Below are 16799 nucleotides of genomic sequence, written 5' to 3'. Positions count from 1 at the left end.
AAATGTAACTATCTGGATGCGGTGTTTCGATAGACGCCGAAGTGGGTGAGGCCGCGATCGTGGAGGTGCAGGGCCTGCAGGCGACTCATCACCCCCTGGTCGCAGTAGAGGAGGTAGCGGCGATCGTCCGGCAGGGCCTCGGCCCGCTGCTGCAGCTCGTAGAAGGGGATCTCCAGGCGCGGAACCTCGGGCAGTGCCAGCGGCGCCTCCTCCCGCTCGCCGGGTGGGCGGATGTCGATCACGCTGACGTCGTCGGCGGCGGCGAGGGCCGCCGGGGAGTCCAGGGTGAGGAGCGCCTGCGGGGCGGGGACCATCGTGTCGCCGAGGCTATCGCTGCGGGTCAGCGTGGCGGCCTCGATGGCGGCGTCGAGCACGCCGAAGTCGAAGCCGGCCTCGGCGGCCGCGACCTGATCGCGCCGGGCGCGGGTGTGGGGGCGCTTGGAGATCACCCCGCAGTACTCCGGCATCGCCTCGGCGAAGCGTGCGGTATCGATCCGGCGGGCCTGATCGATGATCGCCTGCTTGTCCTCGGTGAGCAGCGGGCGCAGCACCGGCAGGGAGCTTGCCTCGTCGATCAGTGCCAGGTTGGTCAGGGTCTGACTGGAGACCTGGGCGATGGCGTCGCCGGTGACCAGGGCCGGCACCCGGGCGCGCTGGGCGATGCGCGAGGCGGCGCGCACCATCATGCGCTTGAGCACCACCCCCATGAGGCTGTCGGGCACCGTCTTGAGGATCTCGGCCACCACCGGCTCGAAGGGCACCGAGATGAAGTTGACCCGATGCGACAGGCTGTAGCGCTGCCAGAGGTGGTGGGTGACCTCGCGGACGCCGCGCTCATGCTCGGGGCCGCCGAGATTGAAGAACAGGAAATGGCTCTTGATGCCGCGGCGGATCATCCGCCAGGCGGCCACCGGGGAGTCGTAGCCGCCGGAGATCAGCGTCATGGCCTGGCCCTGCATGCCCAGCGGATAGCCGCCGAGCCCCGGCCAGCGCTGGCGGATCAGGCGCAGGCGAGCGTCCACCACCTGCACCGGCACCTCGACCTCGGCGTGGCGCAGATCGACCCGCGCCGTGGGGGCCGCGGCAAGCAGCTGGGTGCCCAGGTGGCGCTCCATGTCGGCAGAGGTGAAGTCGTGCTCGCCGCGGCGCTTGGCGGTGACCCGGAAGCGCCGCCCGGCGATGGCTTGCTGCCATAGCGGAACCACCTGCCTGGCGATGTCCTCGAGGCCGTCGAAGTCGACCTCCTCGACCGCCTGTACCTCGTGGATACCGGGAATGCGGGTCAGCCGTTCCTGCATTTCCTCCTGATGCGCAGGGATCAGGTCATCGGGCAGGGCCACCTGCAGGATGTCCCAGCGCTCCTGGACCTTCACCCGCGGGTCAAGCGGGCGCAGGGTATTGCGTACGTTGGAGGCGAGGCAGCGGATCATGTGGCGCCGCACGGAGCGTGACTTGATGGTGATCTCGGGGAACAACTTGAGCAGATAGTACATCGTGGAAATTCTGTAAAGCTTTTGTGGAAACAGTGCCTTGCAGTTTACCAGACTCGGCGGGCAGGGGCCCGCAACGAACACGCCCGGCAGGGCCGGGCGTCGGGGGGCGCTTGGGAGGTGCCGGAAAGGCGGGGAGGAGGGCGGCAGCAGCGGCGGCCGCGAGCGGCGCTCAGTAGAGGGCCTGCTCCTCGTCCACCACCTCCTTGAGCAGTTCCAGGAAGAGGCGGTCGGCCTCGGAGTGCTCGGCCGGATCCTCCGGAATGTGCACGCTGGTGGTCTCCGAGATCTCGTTGGCGATACGCGCCATCACCGCGCTGCCGCCGCCCTCGGGCAGGTGGCGCCGGGCGATCTCGAGGGACTGGTCGAGGATCTTCGGATCCTGCAGCAGCTTCTTGATGAAACCACGCAGTTCGTTGATGACCCGGGTCTTCTGGATTTCCGATGAGGACATGGCCTTCTCCTTGGGTAGCGTTGCCGTGCCGCAGTGGCGTGACGATACCACGTTTGGGCCAGGCAGCAGAGGGGATCACCCCTTGCCGGGGCCCTGCCAGACACGCAGGCAGCCCACCCAGGTAAGGTCCCGGCAGGCGTCGCGCAGCTCGTCGGCGGCCTGGGTCAGGCTCTGGCCCTCCGGCAGGGCGTTGACGAAGATCGAGACATCCACCTGGTTGTCGAGATAGTGCAGGTCCAGGGCGACCCGGGCCTGCCAGGCGGGCACCTCCTGCCAGGTCTGCTCCAGCATGCCCTCCACCTCGCCGCGCAGGGGCAGGCCGGGGCGCAGGCTGTGCTCGGTCTCGCCGGCATCGTCCTCGGGGTCGATATGGAAGGTGACATCGGCGAGCAGCGGGAAGGCCTCGCGCAGCCGGCGGCTCGCCTCGTTGCCGATCTCGTGGGCCTCTGAGACGGTGACACGAGGCGGCACCACGATGTGCAGGTCCAGCACCGCCTGGCTGCCCAGGGTGCGGGTGCGCAGGTCATGCACGCCGCGCACGCCGGGGACCCGCTCGGCCACCGCCTGCATCTCGCGGCGCTCCGCCTCGGGCAGGGCGGTGTCGATCAGCTCTTGGCTCGACTCCCAGAGCAGCCGGCCGCCCACCTGGCCCACCATCACCCCCACCACGATGGCGGCCACGGCATCCATCCAGCCGGCCCCGAACTGGGCGGCCACTAGGCCCACCAGGACCACCACGGTGGAGAGGGCGTCGGAGCGCGAATGCCAGGCGTTGGCCTCCAGGAGCCGCGAGTTGACGCGCCTGGCGACCCGCATGGTGTAGCGGAAGATCCACTCCTTGGCCCCCAGGGCGATCACCGCGATGCCGATGGCCCAGAGGCCCGGGGCGGGGATCGGCTCGCCGGCGACCAGCCGTATGAGGCTGGCCCAGGCGATGCCGCCGGCCACGAAGATCAGCACGCTGCCCAGCCACAGGGTGGCCAGGGTCTCGATGCGGCCGTGGCCATAGGGGTGGTTGCTGTCCGGCTCCTGGCGGCCGAAGTGGGTGGCGCCCAGCACGAAGACATCGGTGAGGATGTCCGAGAAGGAGTGGATGCCGTCGGCCACCAGGGCCGCTGAGCCCACCATGAAGCCGGTGACCATCTTGGCCACACCCACCACGAAATCGATCACCGCCCCGATCAGGGTGACCTTGTGGGCCTCGCGGGTCTGGGCGCCGCGGTCGGGGGGCACGGCATGGTGATGGTGGTGATGGCCGTGGGCGTGTGCCATGGCGTCCTCGCGGTCAGGGGGCGATCAGGGGGCGATGAGTCCGGCCTTGTTGCGTACCGGGTTGGCGTACTGCGCCAGCCACCAGCTGCGCAGCTCCGCAGGGACCTGCTGCAGGCGGGCCTGGAAGCGGGCACGGTCGGCGTCGCTGATGGCCGCGTGGTCGATCAGCTCCGGGGCGTCGCCCAGCGCCTCCAGGGCCAGGTGATGGCTCGGGAAGAGGTGGTAGTTGGCCAGCACCTGGCGGTCGATCTCCGCGGCCACTGCCTCTGGGCTTGAGAAGTCATCGGAGAGCGGCGTGCCGACGCAGAGCCGCACCCGGCCCTTGTGGCCGGTGATCCCGGCGACGATGGACTGGATGTCCTCGAACTGGCCCTTCTCGTAGTTGCCGCTGGTGTGCAGGGCGTGGAGTTCGCGGGCCTTCTGCACGTCGCAGGGGTCGTACTCGTAGCTGATCGAGACCGGCACCAGGCGCAGCTCGGCGACCGCCTCGCCGATGGGGACGCCGCGCTGCTCGGCTCGCCGAGCCATGGTGATCATCTTGATGATCGCGGGGTCGGTGCGGTCGATGCCGTCCTTGGCCCGCCCTTCGCGCTGGGCCATCCAGATGGAGTGGTTGTCCTCCCTGATAGAGTGGCGGATATAGGCGGAGAGCTGCTGGTAGGCGGCCAGCATGGCGCGCTTGCCGCGGGCGCTGCGCGGCACGATGAAGCTCTTGTTGAGCCGCATCAGGTCGGTGACATAGGGCTTCTTGAGCAGGTTGTCGCCGATGGCGATGCGCACCGTGTCACGCCCGGCCAGATAGAGCGCATAGTTGATGAAGGCCGGGTCCAGGGAGATATCGCGGTGGTTGCCGATGAACAGGTAGGCGGTGTCGTTATCCAGGGCGTCGAGCCCCTCGACCTGGAAGTCATCGGTGGTGGTGCGGATCATGCGCTCCATGTAGGAGGCGATGCGCATCTGGAAGTCGTTGACGCTGGTCACGCCGCGCACCTCGCGGCGAATGGCCAGGCTCGCCAGGGTGCTGGAGAGGCGCGGCATGACGCGCGACAGCCGCGGCAGCCGGAAGCGGGTCAGGGCGGTGAGCAGCTCCGGGTCGTAGGCGAGGCGGGCGAGGACCTCGGCAACCTCGTCGTCACGGTAGGGGCGAATCTCGGCCCAGGGATCGGCGGGCGAGGTGTCGGGGCGTTGGTCGGTCATGGCGTCACACTTCACGGTTCGCGGTGCTCGCCTCGCCGCCCAGCCAGGCGATCAGGCGTTCGATGCTCTCGCCCAGGGCCTGGGCCATCAGCAGGAAGTCGGTCTCGAGGCGCACCAGGGCATCGTCGCCGTCATCGGCGGCGTTGGCCTCGTCGATCAGGGCGTCACCGAAGCGCAGCGACTTCAGCGCCAGGTCGTCGTGCAGCACGAAGCTGACTCGGCCCTCGATCTCGAGGGCCAGCTTGCTGGCCTGGCGGCCGCCCTCCAGCAGCTGCTGGATCTCGTCGCTGTCCAGTTCGACCTGGCGAGCGCGCAGCACGCCGTCGTCGCCCTTGGCCTTGAGCTCCACCTGGTCGCCCAGCACCAGGTCGGCGGGACGCGAGGCGGGGTCGGTCAGCCACTGGGTCATGGCGCGCATGGGCAGGGTCTGGCTAGCCAGCGGGGTCACCTTGAGGCTGCCCAGGGTCTCGCGCAGCAGGTCGAGCAGCTCCTCGGCGCGGGTACGCGAGCTGGCATTGATGCCGATCAGCCCGCGGCGAGTGTCCCACCACAGGTCAATCTTCTGGCTGCGCACGAAGGCCCGCGGCAGCAGCTCCTCGACGACCTGTTCCTTGAGGGCGATCTTCTCCTGGCGGCGCGGCTTGCGCCCCTCCCGGGTCTCGACCTCGGCGGCACGCTCCTCGGTCTCTTCACGCACCACGCCGGCGGGCAGCAGGCGCTCCTGGCGCAGGGCGCTGAGCAGGCGCTGGCCCTGCAGCTCGTGCAGGCGTGCGGTGCCCGCGCGGCCGGCCGGGGCGGTCCAGCCCAGTCGGCGAGGATCCTGGCCGCCCAGCGGCCTGGCGGCGTGCTCGGCCAAGGCCTCCTCGAGGGTGGCGGCATCCAGCGTCGGCGCATCGTGCAGGCGATAAAGGTGCAAGTGCTTGAACCACATGAAGCATTTCCCGGGGTAAAAAGGACGGCCATTATCCCTGAAGGGGGGCGGGGGTGCCAGCGGGTCGCCGGGCGGCGTCCAGCTTGAAACGACTGTTTGAAATTCACCGGCGGCATTGCCAGAATCGCCGGGCCTGCCATCACGGCCATTATCAAGGAGCAATGCCATGGATTCTCGTGTCTCGACCACCCGCCTGAGGGTGCGCGGCTATCACCTGGACGGCTACGGCCATGTCAACAACGCCCGCTACCTGGAGTTCCTGGAGGAGGGGCGCTGGGGCTACTTCGACGATCGACCGGGCCTCGCCCGGCGCCTGATGGGGGGCGAGCTCGCCTTCGTGGCGGTGAACCTCAATATCGACTACCGCCAGGCGGCGGTGGCGGGGGACGATCTGGAGATTCTCACGCGCCTCTCGGCCGTCGGCGGGCGCAGCGCCAGGATGAGCCAGGAGATCCGCCGGGTGCGCGACGGCGCCCTGGTGAGTGCGGCGACCTTGACCTTTGTGCTGCTCGACGTGGCGGCCAACCAGGCGGTGCCCATCGAGGGCGAGATTCGTGAGCTGCTCGAGCCCCTGGTGATGGAGTAGCCCCTCGCATAGCCGGCTGCCTTTGCTCTGCCCGCGGTGGTATGATGTAGCGCTATCATGGCGCCCGCGGCAACGCCGGCGAGGGCGGCCAACCTCTTGCAGTGCAAAGGATTCGACGACCCATGGGTGACATCGCCAGAGAGATTCTGCCAGTCAATATCGAGGACGAACTCAAGCAGTCGTACCTCGATTACGCGATGAGCGTGATCATCGGCCGGGCACTGCCCGATGTGCGCGATGGCCTGAAGCCGGTACACCGGCGCGTGCTGTTCGCCATGCACGAGCTCGGCAATGACTGGAACAAGCCATACAAGAAGTCGGCCCGCGTAGTGGGCGATGTCATCGGTAAGTACCACCCCCACGGTGACAGCGCCGTCTACGACACCATCGTGCGCATGGCTCAGCACTTCTCCATGCGCCACGTGCTGGTGGATGGCCAGGGCAACTTCGGCTCCATCGACGGCGACAGCGCCGCCGCCATGCGTTACACCGAGGTGCGCATGGCGAAGCTGGCCCACGAGCTGCTGGCCGATCTCGAGAAGGACACCGTCGACTGGGTCGACAACTACGACGGCACCGAGCGCATCCCCGAGGTGCTCCCCACCAAGGTGCCCAACCTGCTGATCAACGGCTCCTCCGGCATCGCCGTGGGCATGGCCACCAATATCCCCCCCCACAACATGGGCGAGGTCATCAGCGCCTGCCTGGCGCTGATCGACGACTACACCCTGACCGTCGACGACCTGATGGAGCATGTGCCGGGCCCGGACTTCCCCACCGGGGCCATCATCAACGGCCGGGCCGGCATCCTCGAGGCCTATCGCACCGGCCGCGGGCGCATCTATGTGCGCGCCTGTCACACCATCGAGCATGACGACAAGAGCGGCCGCGACCACATCATCATCAGCGAGCTGCCCTACCAGGTGAACAAGGCGCGGCTGATCGAGAAGATCGCCGAGCTGGTCAAGGACAAGAAGATCGAGGGCATCGCCGAGCTGCGCGACGAGTCCGACAAGGACGGCCTGCGCGTGGTGATCGAGACCAAGCGCGGCGAGTCCGGCGAGGTGGTGGTCAACAACCTCTTCGCCCAGACCCAGCTGCAGACGGTCTTCGGCATCAACATGGTGGCCATCGAGGATGGCCAGCCGAAGATCATGAACCTCAAGGAGATCCTCGAGGCGTTCATTCGTCATCGCCGCGAGGTGGTGACCCGTCGCACCCTGTTCGAGCTGAAGAAGGCCCGCGAGCGCGGCCACATCCTCGAAGGCCTGACCGTCGCGATCTCCAACATCGACGAGGTGATCGAGCTGATTAAGGCCTCGCCGAACGCCGCCGAGGCCAAGGAGAAGCTGCTCGCGCGCAACTGGCCGCCGGGGCAGGTCACGCCCATGCTGGAGCGCGCCGGTGCCACCTCCTGCAAGCCCGAGGAGCTGGAGGAGGGCTTCGGCCTCAACCCCTCGGCCACCGAGTACCGCCTGTCGCCGGCCCAGGCCCAGGCCATCCTCGAGCTGCGCCTGCACCGCCTGACCGGCCTCGAGACCGAGAAGCTGCTCGACGAGTACCTCAATATCCTCGAGAAGATCGCCGAGCTGATGGCGATTCTCGCCTCCAGCGAGCGCCTGCTCGAGGTGATTCGCGAGGAGCTGATCGCCGTGCGCGACCAGTTCGGCGACCCGCGTCGCACCGAGATCCAGGCCAGCCATCTCGACCTCTCCATGGAGGACCTGATCGCCGAGGAGGACATGGTGGTCACGGTCTCCCGCTCCGGCTACGCCAAGACCCAGCCGCTCTCCGACTACCAGGCCCAGCGCCGCGGCGGTCGCGGCAAGTCCGCCACCGCCATGAAGGACGAGGACGTCATCGAGCACCTGCTGGTGGCCTCGACCCACGACACCGTGCTGCTCTTCTCCAACCGCGGCAAGGTCTACTGGCTTAAGGTCTACGAGATGCCGGTGGCCAGCCGCGGCTCGCGGGGCAAGCCGCTGGTCAACATGCTGCCGCTCGACGAGGGCGAGGCGATCAACGCCATCCTGCCGGTTCGCGACTACGACCCGGACCACTACATCTTCTTCGCCACCGCCAAGGGCACGGTGAAGCGCACCAGTCTCGAGCAGTTCTCGCGGCCGCGCAGTGTGGGCCTGATCGCCATCGACCTCGAGGAGGATGATCGTCTGATCGGTGCGGCTATCACCTCGGGCAGCGACCACGTCATGCTGCTGTCGTCCAACGGCAAGGCGATCCGCTTCGAGGAGGGCAACGTCCGCGCCATGGGCCGTACCGCCCGCGGCGTGCGCGGCATGCGCCTGCTCGACGACGCCGAGGTGATCAGCCTGATCATCCCCCAGAGCCAGCTGATCGACGCCGAGGCCGACGTGGAGGGCGAGGGCGAAGCCGAGGCGGAAGCGGGTGTCGCCGTCGAGGCCGGCAACGGCGGCCAGATCTATATCCTGACCGCCTCCGAGAACGGCTACGGCAAGCGCACCCGTCTCGAGGAGTTCCCGCTGCGCGGCCGCGGCGGCCAGGGCGTGATCGCCATGCAGACCAGCGAGCGTAACGGCGCCCTGGTGGCCGCCATGCAGGTCTACTCCACCGACGAGATGATGCTGATCACTGACCGCGGCACCCTGGTGCGCACCCGGGTCGACGAGGTCTCCATCACCTCCCGCAACACCCAGGGCGTGATGCTGATCCGCCTGGGCAACGAAGAGAAGCTGGTCAAGACGGTACGGATCGACGAGCCGGAAGAAGCCGGGGCAGACCCCGATTTCGACGGTGACGATGAGCAAGGGGAAGACGATGGGGAATAACGGCAATGGGGGGCTGCCCCCCATTCATCGCCACTACAACTTCTGCGCCGGTCCGGCCGCGTTGCCCACGGCGGTGCTCGAGCGGGCCCGCGACGAGCTGCTCGACTACCACGGCCGTGGTCTGTCGGTGATGGAGATGAGCCACCGCTCGCCGGAGTACGTGGCGATCGCCGAGAAGGCCGAAGTGGACCTGCGCGAGCTGCTGGCCATTCCGGCCAACTATCGGGTGCTCTTCACCCAGGGTGGAGCCACTCAGCAGTTCGCCGCCGTGCCCTACAACCTGCTCGGCCCGGGCGGGCGAGCCAACTTCGTCAACACCGGCATCTGGAGCAAGAAGGCGATCGCCGAGGCGCGCCACCTGTTTGGTGACGTTCACGTGGCGGCCGCCAGCGAGGCCGGCGGCCACCTGGCGGTGCCCCGTCCGGAGGAGATCCTGCTCTCCAGCGATGCGGCCTACCTGCACTACACCGCCAACGAGACCATCGGCGGGCTCGCCTTCGATTACATCCCCGGCAGTGAAGGTGGAGGGCCTCGCCGTCCGGATGGCTCCGAAGCGCCGCTGGTGTGCGACATGTCCTCCAGCATCCTCTCGGGGCCCCTGGATGTCTCGCGGTTCGGCGTGATCTACGCCGGCGCCCAGAAGAACATCGGCCCCGCGGGCCTGGTGGTGGTGATCGTGCGCGATGACCTGCTCGACCGCGCCCGTGCCGATATGCCGTCGCTCTTCGGCTACCAGGCGCTGGCGGAGGCGGGCTCCATGATCAACACCCCGGCCACCTACAGCTGGTACCTGGCCGGGCTGGTGTTCGAGTGGCTCAAGGACGAGGTGGGTGGTTTGGCCGCCATGGAGGCGATCAACGCCCGCAAGGCCGCCAGGCTCTATGCGGCCATCGACGAGAGCGAGCTCTACTCCAACCCCATTGCGGTGGCCAACCGCTCGCGGATGAACGTGCCCTTCGTGCTGGCCGACGCTCGCCTGGATGAGCCGTTCCTGGCCGAGGCCGAGGCGGCGGGGCTACTCAACCTTCAGGGCCACCGCAGCGTGGGTGGCATGCGTGCCAGCCTCTACAACGCCGTGCCCGAGGCCGCGGTGGAGGCGCTGGTGGAGTTCATGGCCGATTTCGAGAAGAGAAGGGGCTGACGAGCATGAGTGATACCCCCATCGATCTGGAGGCGCTGCGCCAGCGCATCGACGCCCTGGACGGCGACATCCTGCGCTTGATCAGCGAGCGCGCCGACTGCGCCCAGCAGGTGGCCCAGGTCAAGACCGCCGAGGACCCCGATACGGTCTTCTATCGGCCCGAGCGCGAGGCCCAGGTACTTCGCCGGATCATGGCGCTCAACAAGGGTCCGCTGGACAGCGAGGAGGTCGCCCGGCTGTTCCGCGAGATCATGTCCGCCTGCCTGGCGCTGGAGCAGCCCATCAAGGTGGCCTACCTGGGCCCCGAGGGCACCTTCACCCAGCAGGCGGCCCTCAAGCATTTTGGCGAGAGCGCCATCAGCCTGCCCATGGCGGCCATCGATGAGGTGTTCCGTGAGGTGGAGGCCGGCGCGGTCAACTACGGCGTGGTGCCGGTGGAGAACTCCACCGAAGGGGTGATCAACCACACCCTGGACTCCTTCATGGATTCCGGCCTGCGCATCTGCGGCGAGGTGGTGCTGCGCATCCACCACCACCTGCTGGTGGGCGAGACCACCCGCCAGGACAAGGTCTCGCGCATCTACTCCCACCCGCAGTCCTTCGCCCAGTGCCGCAAGTGGCTCGACGCCCACTACCCCCAGGCGGAGCGGGTGCCGGTCTCCTCCAACGCCGAGGCGGCGCGCCTGGTCAAGACCGAGTGGCATAGCGCGGCGATCGCCGGCGACATGGCCGCCAAGCTCTATGGCCTGACCCGCCTGGCCGAGAAGATCGAGGACCGCCCGGACAACTCCACGCGCTTCCTGATCATCGGTCACCAGGACGTGCCCATGTCCGGCGAGGACAAGACCTCCATCGTGGTGGCCATGCGCAACCAGCCGGGTGCGCTGCACGACCTGCTGGAGCCCTTTCATCGCCACCAGATCGACATGACCCGCCTGGAGACCCGCCCCTCGCGCAGCGGGGCGTGGAACTACGTCTTCTTCATCGACTTCAAGGGGCACCGCGACGAGCCCCGGGTCGCCGCGGTCCTCGAGGAGGTGCGCCTGCGCGCCGCCGAGGTGAAGGTGCTCGGTTCCTACCCGATCGGCGTGCTCTGAGGCGTGGTGGTGAGAGTCAATGAACCCCGCCTCCTGATCGTCGGCCTGGGGCTGATCGGCGGCTCCCTGGCCGCGGCGCTACGTTCTGGCGGCTTTCGGGGCGCCATCCATGCCTGTGATCCGGACCCTGGCGAGATCGCCCGCGGCATCGAGATGGGGCTGATCGACGGCGGCGACACCGAGCTCGCCGCGGTCATCGAGGGCGCCTCCCTGGTGGTGCTGGCGGTGCCGGTGCTGGCGATGCGCAGCGTGATGGGGGAGCTGGCCCGGCTGATCGACCGGGCCGCCCCCGACGTGGTGATCACCGATGTGGGCAGCACCAAGGCGACCATCCGCGACTGCGCCCGCGAGGCCTTCGGTTGCGTGCCGCCCCGCCTGGTGCTGGGCCACCCCATCGCTGGCTCCGAGAAGAGCGGCGTGGCGGCGGCCAACCCTGAGCTCTATCTGCGCCACAAGGTGATCCTCACTCCGGAGCCCGACACCGACCCGGTGGCGCTTTCCCGGGTGCGCGCCCTGTGGGAGGCGTGCGGGGCCGAGGTGCTGGAGATGGACGTGGTGCGCCATGACCAGGTGCTGGCCCGCACCAGTCACCTGCCGCACCTGCTGGCCTTCTCCCTGGTGGACACCCTGGCGCGCCAGGACGAGCGGTTGGAGATCTTCCGCTATGCCGCCGGGGGCTTTCGCGACTTCACCCGCATCGCCGGCAGCGATCCGGTGATGTGGCGCGACATCTTCGTCGCCAACCGCGAGGCGGTGCTGGCCTCCCTGGACGACTTCGAGGCCGGCCTGGTGCGGATTCGCCAGGCCATCGAGCATGGCGACAGCGATGCCATGCTCGCCACCTTCGACCGCGCCCGTCACGCGCGCCACTACTTCGAATCCCTGCTCAACAAGACCAGTTATCAGGCGGAATATCAGATGCAACAGCAAGGCAAGCTGCGCTACCGGGTCGCCTCGGGCGGCACCGTGACCGGCCGCATTCGCGTGCCCGGCGACAAGTCGATCTCCCACCGCTCCATCATGCTCGGGGCGTTGGCCGAGGGGGTCACCGAGGTCAAGGGCTTCCTGGAGGGCGAGGACAGCCTGGCCACCCTGCAGGCGTTCCGCGAGATGGGCGTGGCCATCGAGGGCCCCCACCAGGGGCGCGTGACCATCCACGGCGTCGGCATGCACGGCCTCAAGGCGCCCTCGGGGCCGCTCTACGTGGGCAACGCCGGCACCGCCATGCGCCTGTTTGCCGGGCTCTTGGCCGGCCAGGCCTTCGACACCGAGCTTACCGGCGATACCTCCCTGACCAAGCGCCCCATGGGCCGCGTGGCCGACCCGCTGCGCCTGATGGGGGCGGTGATCGATACCGCCGAGGGTGGTCGTCCGCCGCTGCATATCCACGGCGGCCGCGCGCTCAAGGGCATCACCTACGACATGCCGATGGCCAGCGCCCAGGTGAAGTCCTGCCTGCTGCTGGCCGGTCTCTACGCCGAGGGCGAGACCCGGGTGCGCGAGCCGGCGCCGACCCGCGACCACACAGAGCGCATGCTGGCCGGCTTCGGCTACGAGGTGCACCGCGAGGGAGACACCTGCTGGCTTCAGGGCGGCGGCAGGCTGACCGCCGCGCCCATCGATGTGCCGTCGGACATCTCCTCGGCCACCTTCTTCCTGGTGGCGGCGGCCATCACCCCGGGGGCCGATCTGGTGCTGGAACACGTCGGCATCAACCCGACCCGCATCGGCGTGATCAATATCCTCAGGCTGATGGGCGCCGACCTGCGCCTCGAGAACGAGCGCGAGGTGGGCGGCGAGCCGGTGGCCGACCTGCATATCCGCCATGCCCCGCTCAAGGGCATCGACATTCCCCTCGACCAGGTGCCGCTGGCCATCGATGAGTTTCCGGCGCTCTTTATCGCCGCAGCCAATGCCGAGGGGGTGACCCGCCTGCGCGGGGCCGAGGAGCTTCGCGTCAAGGAGTCCGACCGCCTGCAGGCCATGGCCGACGGCCTGGCCGCCATCGGCGTCGAGCACACGCTGGTCGCCGACGGTATCGATATCGTCGGTGGCGGCAAGGCCGAAGGCCCCAACTATGGCGGCGGGCGCATCGACAGTCTCGAGGATCACCGCATCGCCATGTCCTTTGCCATCGCCGCCCTGCGCGCCGGTGACGAGATCATCATCGACGACTGCGCCAACGTGGCCACCTCCTTCCCCGGCTTCATCGAGTTGGCGCGCAAGGTGGGACTCGTCCTCGAGGAGGAAGCGGCCGAGGAGGGCGCATGACCGTCGCCGAGACTGCCGTGCCGGTACTGACCATCGACGGCCCCGGCGGGGCCGGCAAGGGCACCATCAGCCGCCTGGTCGCCGAGCGGCTGGGCTGGCACCTGCTCGACTCCGGTGCCCTCTACCGCCTCACGGCGCTGGCCGCCGGCAAGCACGGCGTGGCGCTGGATGACGAAGCTGGGCTCGCCCGGGTGGCGGCGGGGCTCGATGTGGTGTTCGTGGCGGAGGCGGAGGCCACCCGCATCCTGCTCGAAGGGGATGACGCCACCGCCACCATCCGCACCGAACAGGTCGGCGATGCCGCCTCGCGGATCGCGGCCCTGCCGACGGTGCGCGAGGCGCTGCTGGGCCGCCAGCGCGACTTTCGAAAGTCGCCGGGCCTCGTCGCCGACGGCCGCGACATGGGCACGGTGGTATTCACGGAGGCCCCGCTGAAGATCTTCCTCACCGCCAGCGCCGAGGAGAGGGCGCGCCGCCGCCAGCTCCAGTTGCGGGAAGCGGGGGTGGATGCTAGTCTATCGAGTCTTTTGAAGGAGATTCAGGCGCGCGATGCACGCGACATGCAACGCAGCGTGGCCCCGCTCAAGCCGGCAGACGATGCCATCACGCTTGACACCACGCGCCTGACGATACCGGAAGTGGTGGATCGGCTGACGGAACTGCTGACCGAACGAGGTCTGGCGTCCGCCACCTGAAACTCCCTTGCGGCGCCTCCGGCAGCATGTGATGACGTGGCTGGGTAGCGATTCCCGATAGCCGAGCCAGGTCGAACCAGCGCCAACATCTCCGGGGGTTTGGTAAATAAGGCCCGCACTCGCTGGTGGTGCGGAGGAAGCGGCATGACCGCACTTAACGTTGATCACGTAGGAACATCATGAGCGAAAGCTTTGCTGACTTGTTTGAACAATCTCTCCAGGACATCAACATGGAGCCGGGCGCGATCGTCGTGGCTACCATCATCGACATCGAGGGTGACTGGGTCACCGTCAATGCCGGCCTGAAGTCCGAAGGTCAGATCCCCGCGGCCCAGTTCCGCGACGATAATGGCGAGCTGTCCATCGCCATCGGCGACGAGGTTCACGTCGCTCTGGAAGCCGTCGAAGACGGTTTCGGTGAGACCCGCCTCTCCCGCGAGAAGGCCAAGCGCGCCGAAGCGTGGAAGATCCTGGAAGCTGCCTTCGAGAAGGACGAGATCGTCAAGGGCGTGATCAACGGCAAGGTCAAGGGCGGTTTCACCGTCGATGTCGACTCCATCCGTGCCTTCCTCCCGGGTTCCCTGGTCGACGTGCGTCCGGTGCGCGACACCACGCACCTCGAGAACAAGGAACTCGACTTCAAGGTCATCAAGCTTGACCCGAAGCGCAACAACGTCGTCGTTTCCCGCCGTGCCGTGCTCGAAGCCGAGAACAGCGCCGAGCGTGAGGCCCTGCTCGCCACCCTGCAGGAAGGCCAGCAGATCCTGGGTATCGTCAAGAACCTGACCGACTACGGCGCCTTCGTCGACCTCGGCGGCGTCGACGGCCTGCTGCACATCACCGACATGGCCTGGAAGCGCATCAAGCATCCGAGCGAGATCGTTGCCGTGGGCGACGAGATCAGCGTCAAGGTGCTGAAGTTCGATCGCGAGCGCAACCGCGTCTCCCTGGGCCTCAAGCAGCTGGGCGAAGATCCCTGGGTCAACATCAAGGATCGTTACCCGGAAGGCACCAAGGTGCGTGCCGTCGTCACCAACCTCACCGACTACGGCTGCTTCGCCGAGCTGGAAGAGGGTGTCGAGGGTCTGGTCCACGTCTCCGAGATGGACTGGACCAACAAGAACATCCATCCGTCCAAGGTTGTCCAGGTGGGCGACGATGTGGACGTCATGGTGCTGGATATCGACGAGGAGCGTCGTCGTATCTCCCTGGGCATCAAACAGTGCACCGCCAACCCGTGGGAGACCTTCAGCTCCCAGTTCAACAAGGGTGACCGCGTTGCCGGTACCATCAAGTCGATCACCGACTTCGGTATCTTCATCGGTCTGGATGGCGGCATCGACGGTCTGGTGCACCTCTCCGACATCTCCTGGACCGAGACCGGCGAAGAGGCCGTGCGCTCCTTCAAGAAGGGCGACGAGGCCGAGGCCGTGATCCTCTCCATCGATCCGGAGCGTGAGCGCATCTCCCTGGGTATCAAGCAGCTGGACACCGATCCGGTCGCCGAGTACCTGGCCGTCAACGACAAGGGCACCATCGTCACCGGCCGCGTGGTCGAGGTCGATGCCAAGCAGGCCCAGGTCGAGCTGGCTACCGATGTCGTCGCCGTGCTCAAGGCGTCCGAGATCAGTGCTGACCGCGTCGAGGATGCTCGCAACGTCCTGAACGAGGGTGACAGCGTCGAGGCCCGCATCATCGGTGTCGACCGCAAGAACCGTCAGATCGCCCTGTCCATCAAGGCCAAGGATCAGGACGAGACGCGTCAGAACCTCAAGAAGCTGCGCGAAGAGAACGTCGAAGTGGGTGGCCCGACCACCATCGGCGACCTCATCAAGCAGCAGATGGGTCAGGACTGATCGGGAAGTTAGTTCCCGACGGACCAGAGACCGCCGCCCTTCGGGGCGGCGGTTTTTTTTTTTTTTTAGCGCCGGTGTTTGGCGTGTTGACCGGGTTCGGCGCGCTTTTGTGTTCTTCTCGAGTTGCCGAACAAGATAGTCTCGCGCTCGACGCTCGCAGCGACCCCTTTCTTGAATTCAGGAAACTTGGCTGTTGTACTTCATGGCGAGAGATAATGTCTCGCCGAGTCGCTGCTCGAAGTTTGTTATCGCATGAAAACGGTAATACTCGAGTTGCGTTGAGTGCTGCTATCATCCAGACTGTTGCAAGTTATAACTCCGCTGTCAGATAATCGTTCACCCGTTGCACCTATCATTTCGAAAGAAGGAAATCGGATCATGTCCCTGATCAACGAATACATGCAGATGGAACAGCAGCTGAAACAGCTCCAGGCCAATATGGAGAAGCTGCAGAACGACAAGCGCCTGCAGTCGGAGCTCGAGTTCAAGGAGCGCCTCGAGTCGCTGATGCGAGAGTTCGACAAGAGCGCCGCGGACGTGATCGCGCTGCTCAACCCGAAGCCTGCGGCGGCAGCACCCAAGGCCGCCTCCGCGCCGGCAGGGGCGCGTCGCAAGCGCAAGCTGAAGATCTACAAGAACCCGAATACCGGTGAGGTCGTGGAGACTCGCGGTGGCAACCACAAGACCCTGAAGGCGTGGAAGGACGAGCACGGCAGCGATACCGTGGAGTCCTGGCTGGTGCGCGTCGAGGAGTAAGGCGCGATCGCTACGCTTCGGCCTTTAGACGGCGCCCTCAGGGCGCCGTCTTCGTCTGTGGTGGCGGCATCAGCGGCAGCTGGAGCTCGAGGGCGTCTCCGTCGGCGATCAGGCGGATCGCTTCTCCACTGTAGTGCTCGCCCAGCGTGGGCAGGGCGTCGGTGAGCAGACTCTCCAGGGCTGTGTTGACGTCGTCGACCGCGGTCAATGACAGGCTGGCCGTGCGCACGCTTGGCAGCGTCACCA

Annotated in this window: 14 protein-coding genes; 8 read left to right on the top strand and 6 right to left on the bottom strand. The window is 67.2% G+C overall.

Annotated elements, in window-relative coordinates:
* Positions 1-8: 8 nt before the first annotated feature.
* The 5 genes from thiI to B6N23_RS01860 form a co-directional block, all read right to left on the bottom strand.
* Positions 9-1493 carry a tRNA uracil 4-sulfurtransferase ThiI gene (thiI, locus tag B6N23_RS01880; protein ID WP_305501523.1) on the bottom strand — a complete coding sequence of 495 codons (1485 nt, stop codon included), beginning with the start codon at positions 1491-1493 and terminating at the stop codon, positions 9-11.
* A 169-nt stretch (positions 1494-1662) separates the two neighbouring features.
* The gene (locus tag B6N23_RS01875) at positions 1663-1944 is read right to left on the bottom strand and encodes a hypothetical protein (RefSeq protein ID WP_110070292.1); all 282 of its coding nucleotides are present in this window, start codon (positions 1942-1944) and stop codon (positions 1663-1665) included.
* Positions 1945-2019: 75 nt separating this feature from the next.
* Positions 2020-3216, bottom strand: a complete 1197-nt coding sequence (locus tag B6N23_RS01870; RefSeq protein ID WP_305501522.1) for a cation diffusion facilitator family transporter — start codon at positions 3214-3216, stop codon at positions 2020-2022.
* Between the two features lie 24 nt (positions 3217-3240).
* The gene (locus B6N23_RS01865) at positions 3241-4413 is read right to left on the bottom strand and encodes a 1-acyl-sn-glycerol-3-phosphate acyltransferase (RefSeq protein ID WP_305501521.1); all 1173 of its coding nucleotides are present in this window, start codon (positions 4411-4413) and stop codon (positions 3241-3243) included.
* Positions 4414-4417: 4 nt separating this feature from the next.
* Positions 4418-5344: a recombination-associated protein RdgC gene (locus tag B6N23_RS01860; RefSeq protein ID WP_305501520.1), complete on the bottom strand. Its 927-nt coding sequence runs from the start codon at positions 5342-5344 to the stop codon at positions 4418-4420.
* A gap of 166 nt (positions 5345-5510) precedes the next feature.
* Between B6N23_RS01860 and B6N23_RS01855 the strand changes: the two genes are divergently transcribed.
* The 8 genes from B6N23_RS01855 to B6N23_RS01820 all read left to right on the top strand — a co-directional run bounded on the left by B6N23_RS01855 (position 5511) and on the right by B6N23_RS01820 (position 16553).
* Entirely contained in the window at positions 5511-5930 is a 420-nt protein-coding gene (locus B6N23_RS01855) for an acyl-CoA thioesterase (protein WP_305501519.1), read from the top strand.
* Positions 5931-6052: 122 nt separating this feature from the next.
* Positions 6053-8737 carry a DNA gyrase subunit A gene (gene gyrA / locus B6N23_RS01850; protein WP_305501518.1) on the top strand — a complete coding sequence of 895 codons (2685 nt, stop codon included), beginning with the start codon at positions 6053-6055 and terminating at the stop codon, positions 8735-8737.
* Between the two features lie 22 nt (positions 8738-8759).
* On the top strand, positions 8760-9878 hold the full coding sequence (gene serC, locus B6N23_RS01845; RefSeq protein WP_305503920.1) for a 3-phosphoserine/phosphohydroxythreonine transaminase: 1119 nt from the start codon (positions 8760-8762) through the stop codon (positions 9876-9878).
* Between the two features lie 5 nt (positions 9879-9883).
* Entirely contained in the window at positions 9884-10975 is a 1092-nt protein-coding gene (pheA, locus tag B6N23_RS01840) for a prephenate dehydratase (protein WP_305501517.1), read from the top strand.
* Between the two features lie 9 nt (positions 10976-10984).
* Positions 10985-13246 carry a bifunctional prephenate dehydrogenase/3-phosphoshikimate 1-carboxyvinyltransferase gene (locus B6N23_RS01835; protein ID WP_305501516.1) on the top strand — a complete coding sequence of 754 codons (2262 nt, stop codon included), beginning with the start codon at positions 10985-10987 and terminating at the stop codon, positions 13244-13246.
* Positions 13243-13941 carry a (d)CMP kinase gene (cmk, locus tag B6N23_RS01830; protein WP_305501515.1) on the top strand — a complete coding sequence of 233 codons (699 nt, stop codon included), beginning with the start codon at positions 13243-13245 and terminating at the stop codon, positions 13939-13941. The genes B6N23_RS01835 and cmk overlap by 4 nt, the downstream gene beginning before the upstream one ends.
* A gap of 179 nt (positions 13942-14120) precedes the next feature.
* On the top strand, positions 14121-15797 hold the full coding sequence (gene rpsA / locus B6N23_RS01825; protein WP_305501514.1) for a 30S ribosomal protein S1: 1677 nt from the start codon (positions 14121-14123) through the stop codon (positions 15795-15797).
* A gap of 378 nt (positions 15798-16175) precedes the next feature.
* Entirely contained in the window at positions 16176-16553 is a 378-nt protein-coding gene (locus B6N23_RS01820) for a histone-like nucleoid-structuring protein, MvaT/MvaU family (RefSeq protein ID WP_169958470.1), read from the top strand.
* A 37-nt stretch (positions 16554-16590) separates the two neighbouring features.
* Here B6N23_RS01820 and B6N23_RS01815 read toward each other — a convergent pair whose 3' ends face one another.
* A complete protein-coding gene (locus B6N23_RS01815) occupies positions 16591-16797 on the bottom strand; it encodes a hypothetical protein (protein WP_305501513.1) in 207 nt (68 codons plus the stop codon).
* Positions 16798-16799 lie beyond the last annotated feature (2 nt).

The organism is Halomonas alkalicola, assembly GCF_030704205.1.
Lineage (GTDB): Bacteria > Pseudomonadota > Gammaproteobacteria > Pseudomonadales > Halomonadaceae > Halomonas > Halomonas alkalicola.
Note: the sequence above shows the minus strand (reverse complement) of the source record. Positions and strands in the feature narration are given on the sequence as shown.

What these genes read in the sequence shown, in the direction of transcription:
- gyrA (WP_305501518.1), top strand. Translation starts at nt 6,053, where the DNA reads ATGGGTGACATCGCCAGAGAGATTCTGCCAGTCAATATCGAGGACGAA.
- B6N23_RS01855 (WP_305501519.1), top strand. Translation starts at nt 5,511, where the DNA reads ATGGATTCTCGTGTCTCGACCACCCGCCTGAGGGTGCGCGGCTATCAC.
- B6N23_RS01820 (WP_169958470.1), top strand. Translation starts at nt 16,176, where the DNA reads ATGTCCCTGATCAACGAATACATGCAGATGGAACAGCAGCTGAAACAG.
- B6N23_RS01870 (WP_305501522.1), bottom strand. Translation starts at nt 3,216, where the DNA reads ATGGCACACGCCCACGGCCATCACCACCATCACCATGCCGTGCCCCCC.
- pheA (WP_305501517.1), top strand. Translation starts at nt 9,884, where the DNA reads ATGAGTGATACCCCCATCGATCTGGAGGCGCTGCGCCAGCGCATCGAC.
- B6N23_RS01860 (WP_305501520.1), bottom strand. Translation starts at nt 5,344, where the DNA reads ATGTGGTTCAAGCACTTGCACCTTTATCGCCTGCACGATGCGCCGACG.
- rpsA (WP_305501514.1), top strand. Translation starts at nt 14,121, where the DNA reads ATGAGCGAAAGCTTTGCTGACTTGTTTGAACAATCTCTCCAGGACATC.
- thiI (WP_305501523.1), bottom strand. Translation starts at nt 1,493, where the DNA reads ATGTACTATCTGCTCAAGTTGTTCCCCGAGATCACCATCAAGTCACGC.
- B6N23_RS01865 (WP_305501521.1), bottom strand. Translation starts at nt 4,413, where the DNA reads ATGACCGACCAACGCCCCGACACCTCGCCCGCCGATCCCTGGGCCGAG.
- cmk (WP_305501515.1), top strand. Translation starts at nt 13,243, where the DNA reads ATGACCGTCGCCGAGACTGCCGTGCCGGTACTGACCATCGACGGCCCC.
- B6N23_RS01875 (WP_110070292.1), bottom strand. Translation starts at nt 1,944, where the DNA reads ATGTCCTCATCGGAAATCCAGAAGACCCGGGTCATCAACGAACTGCGT.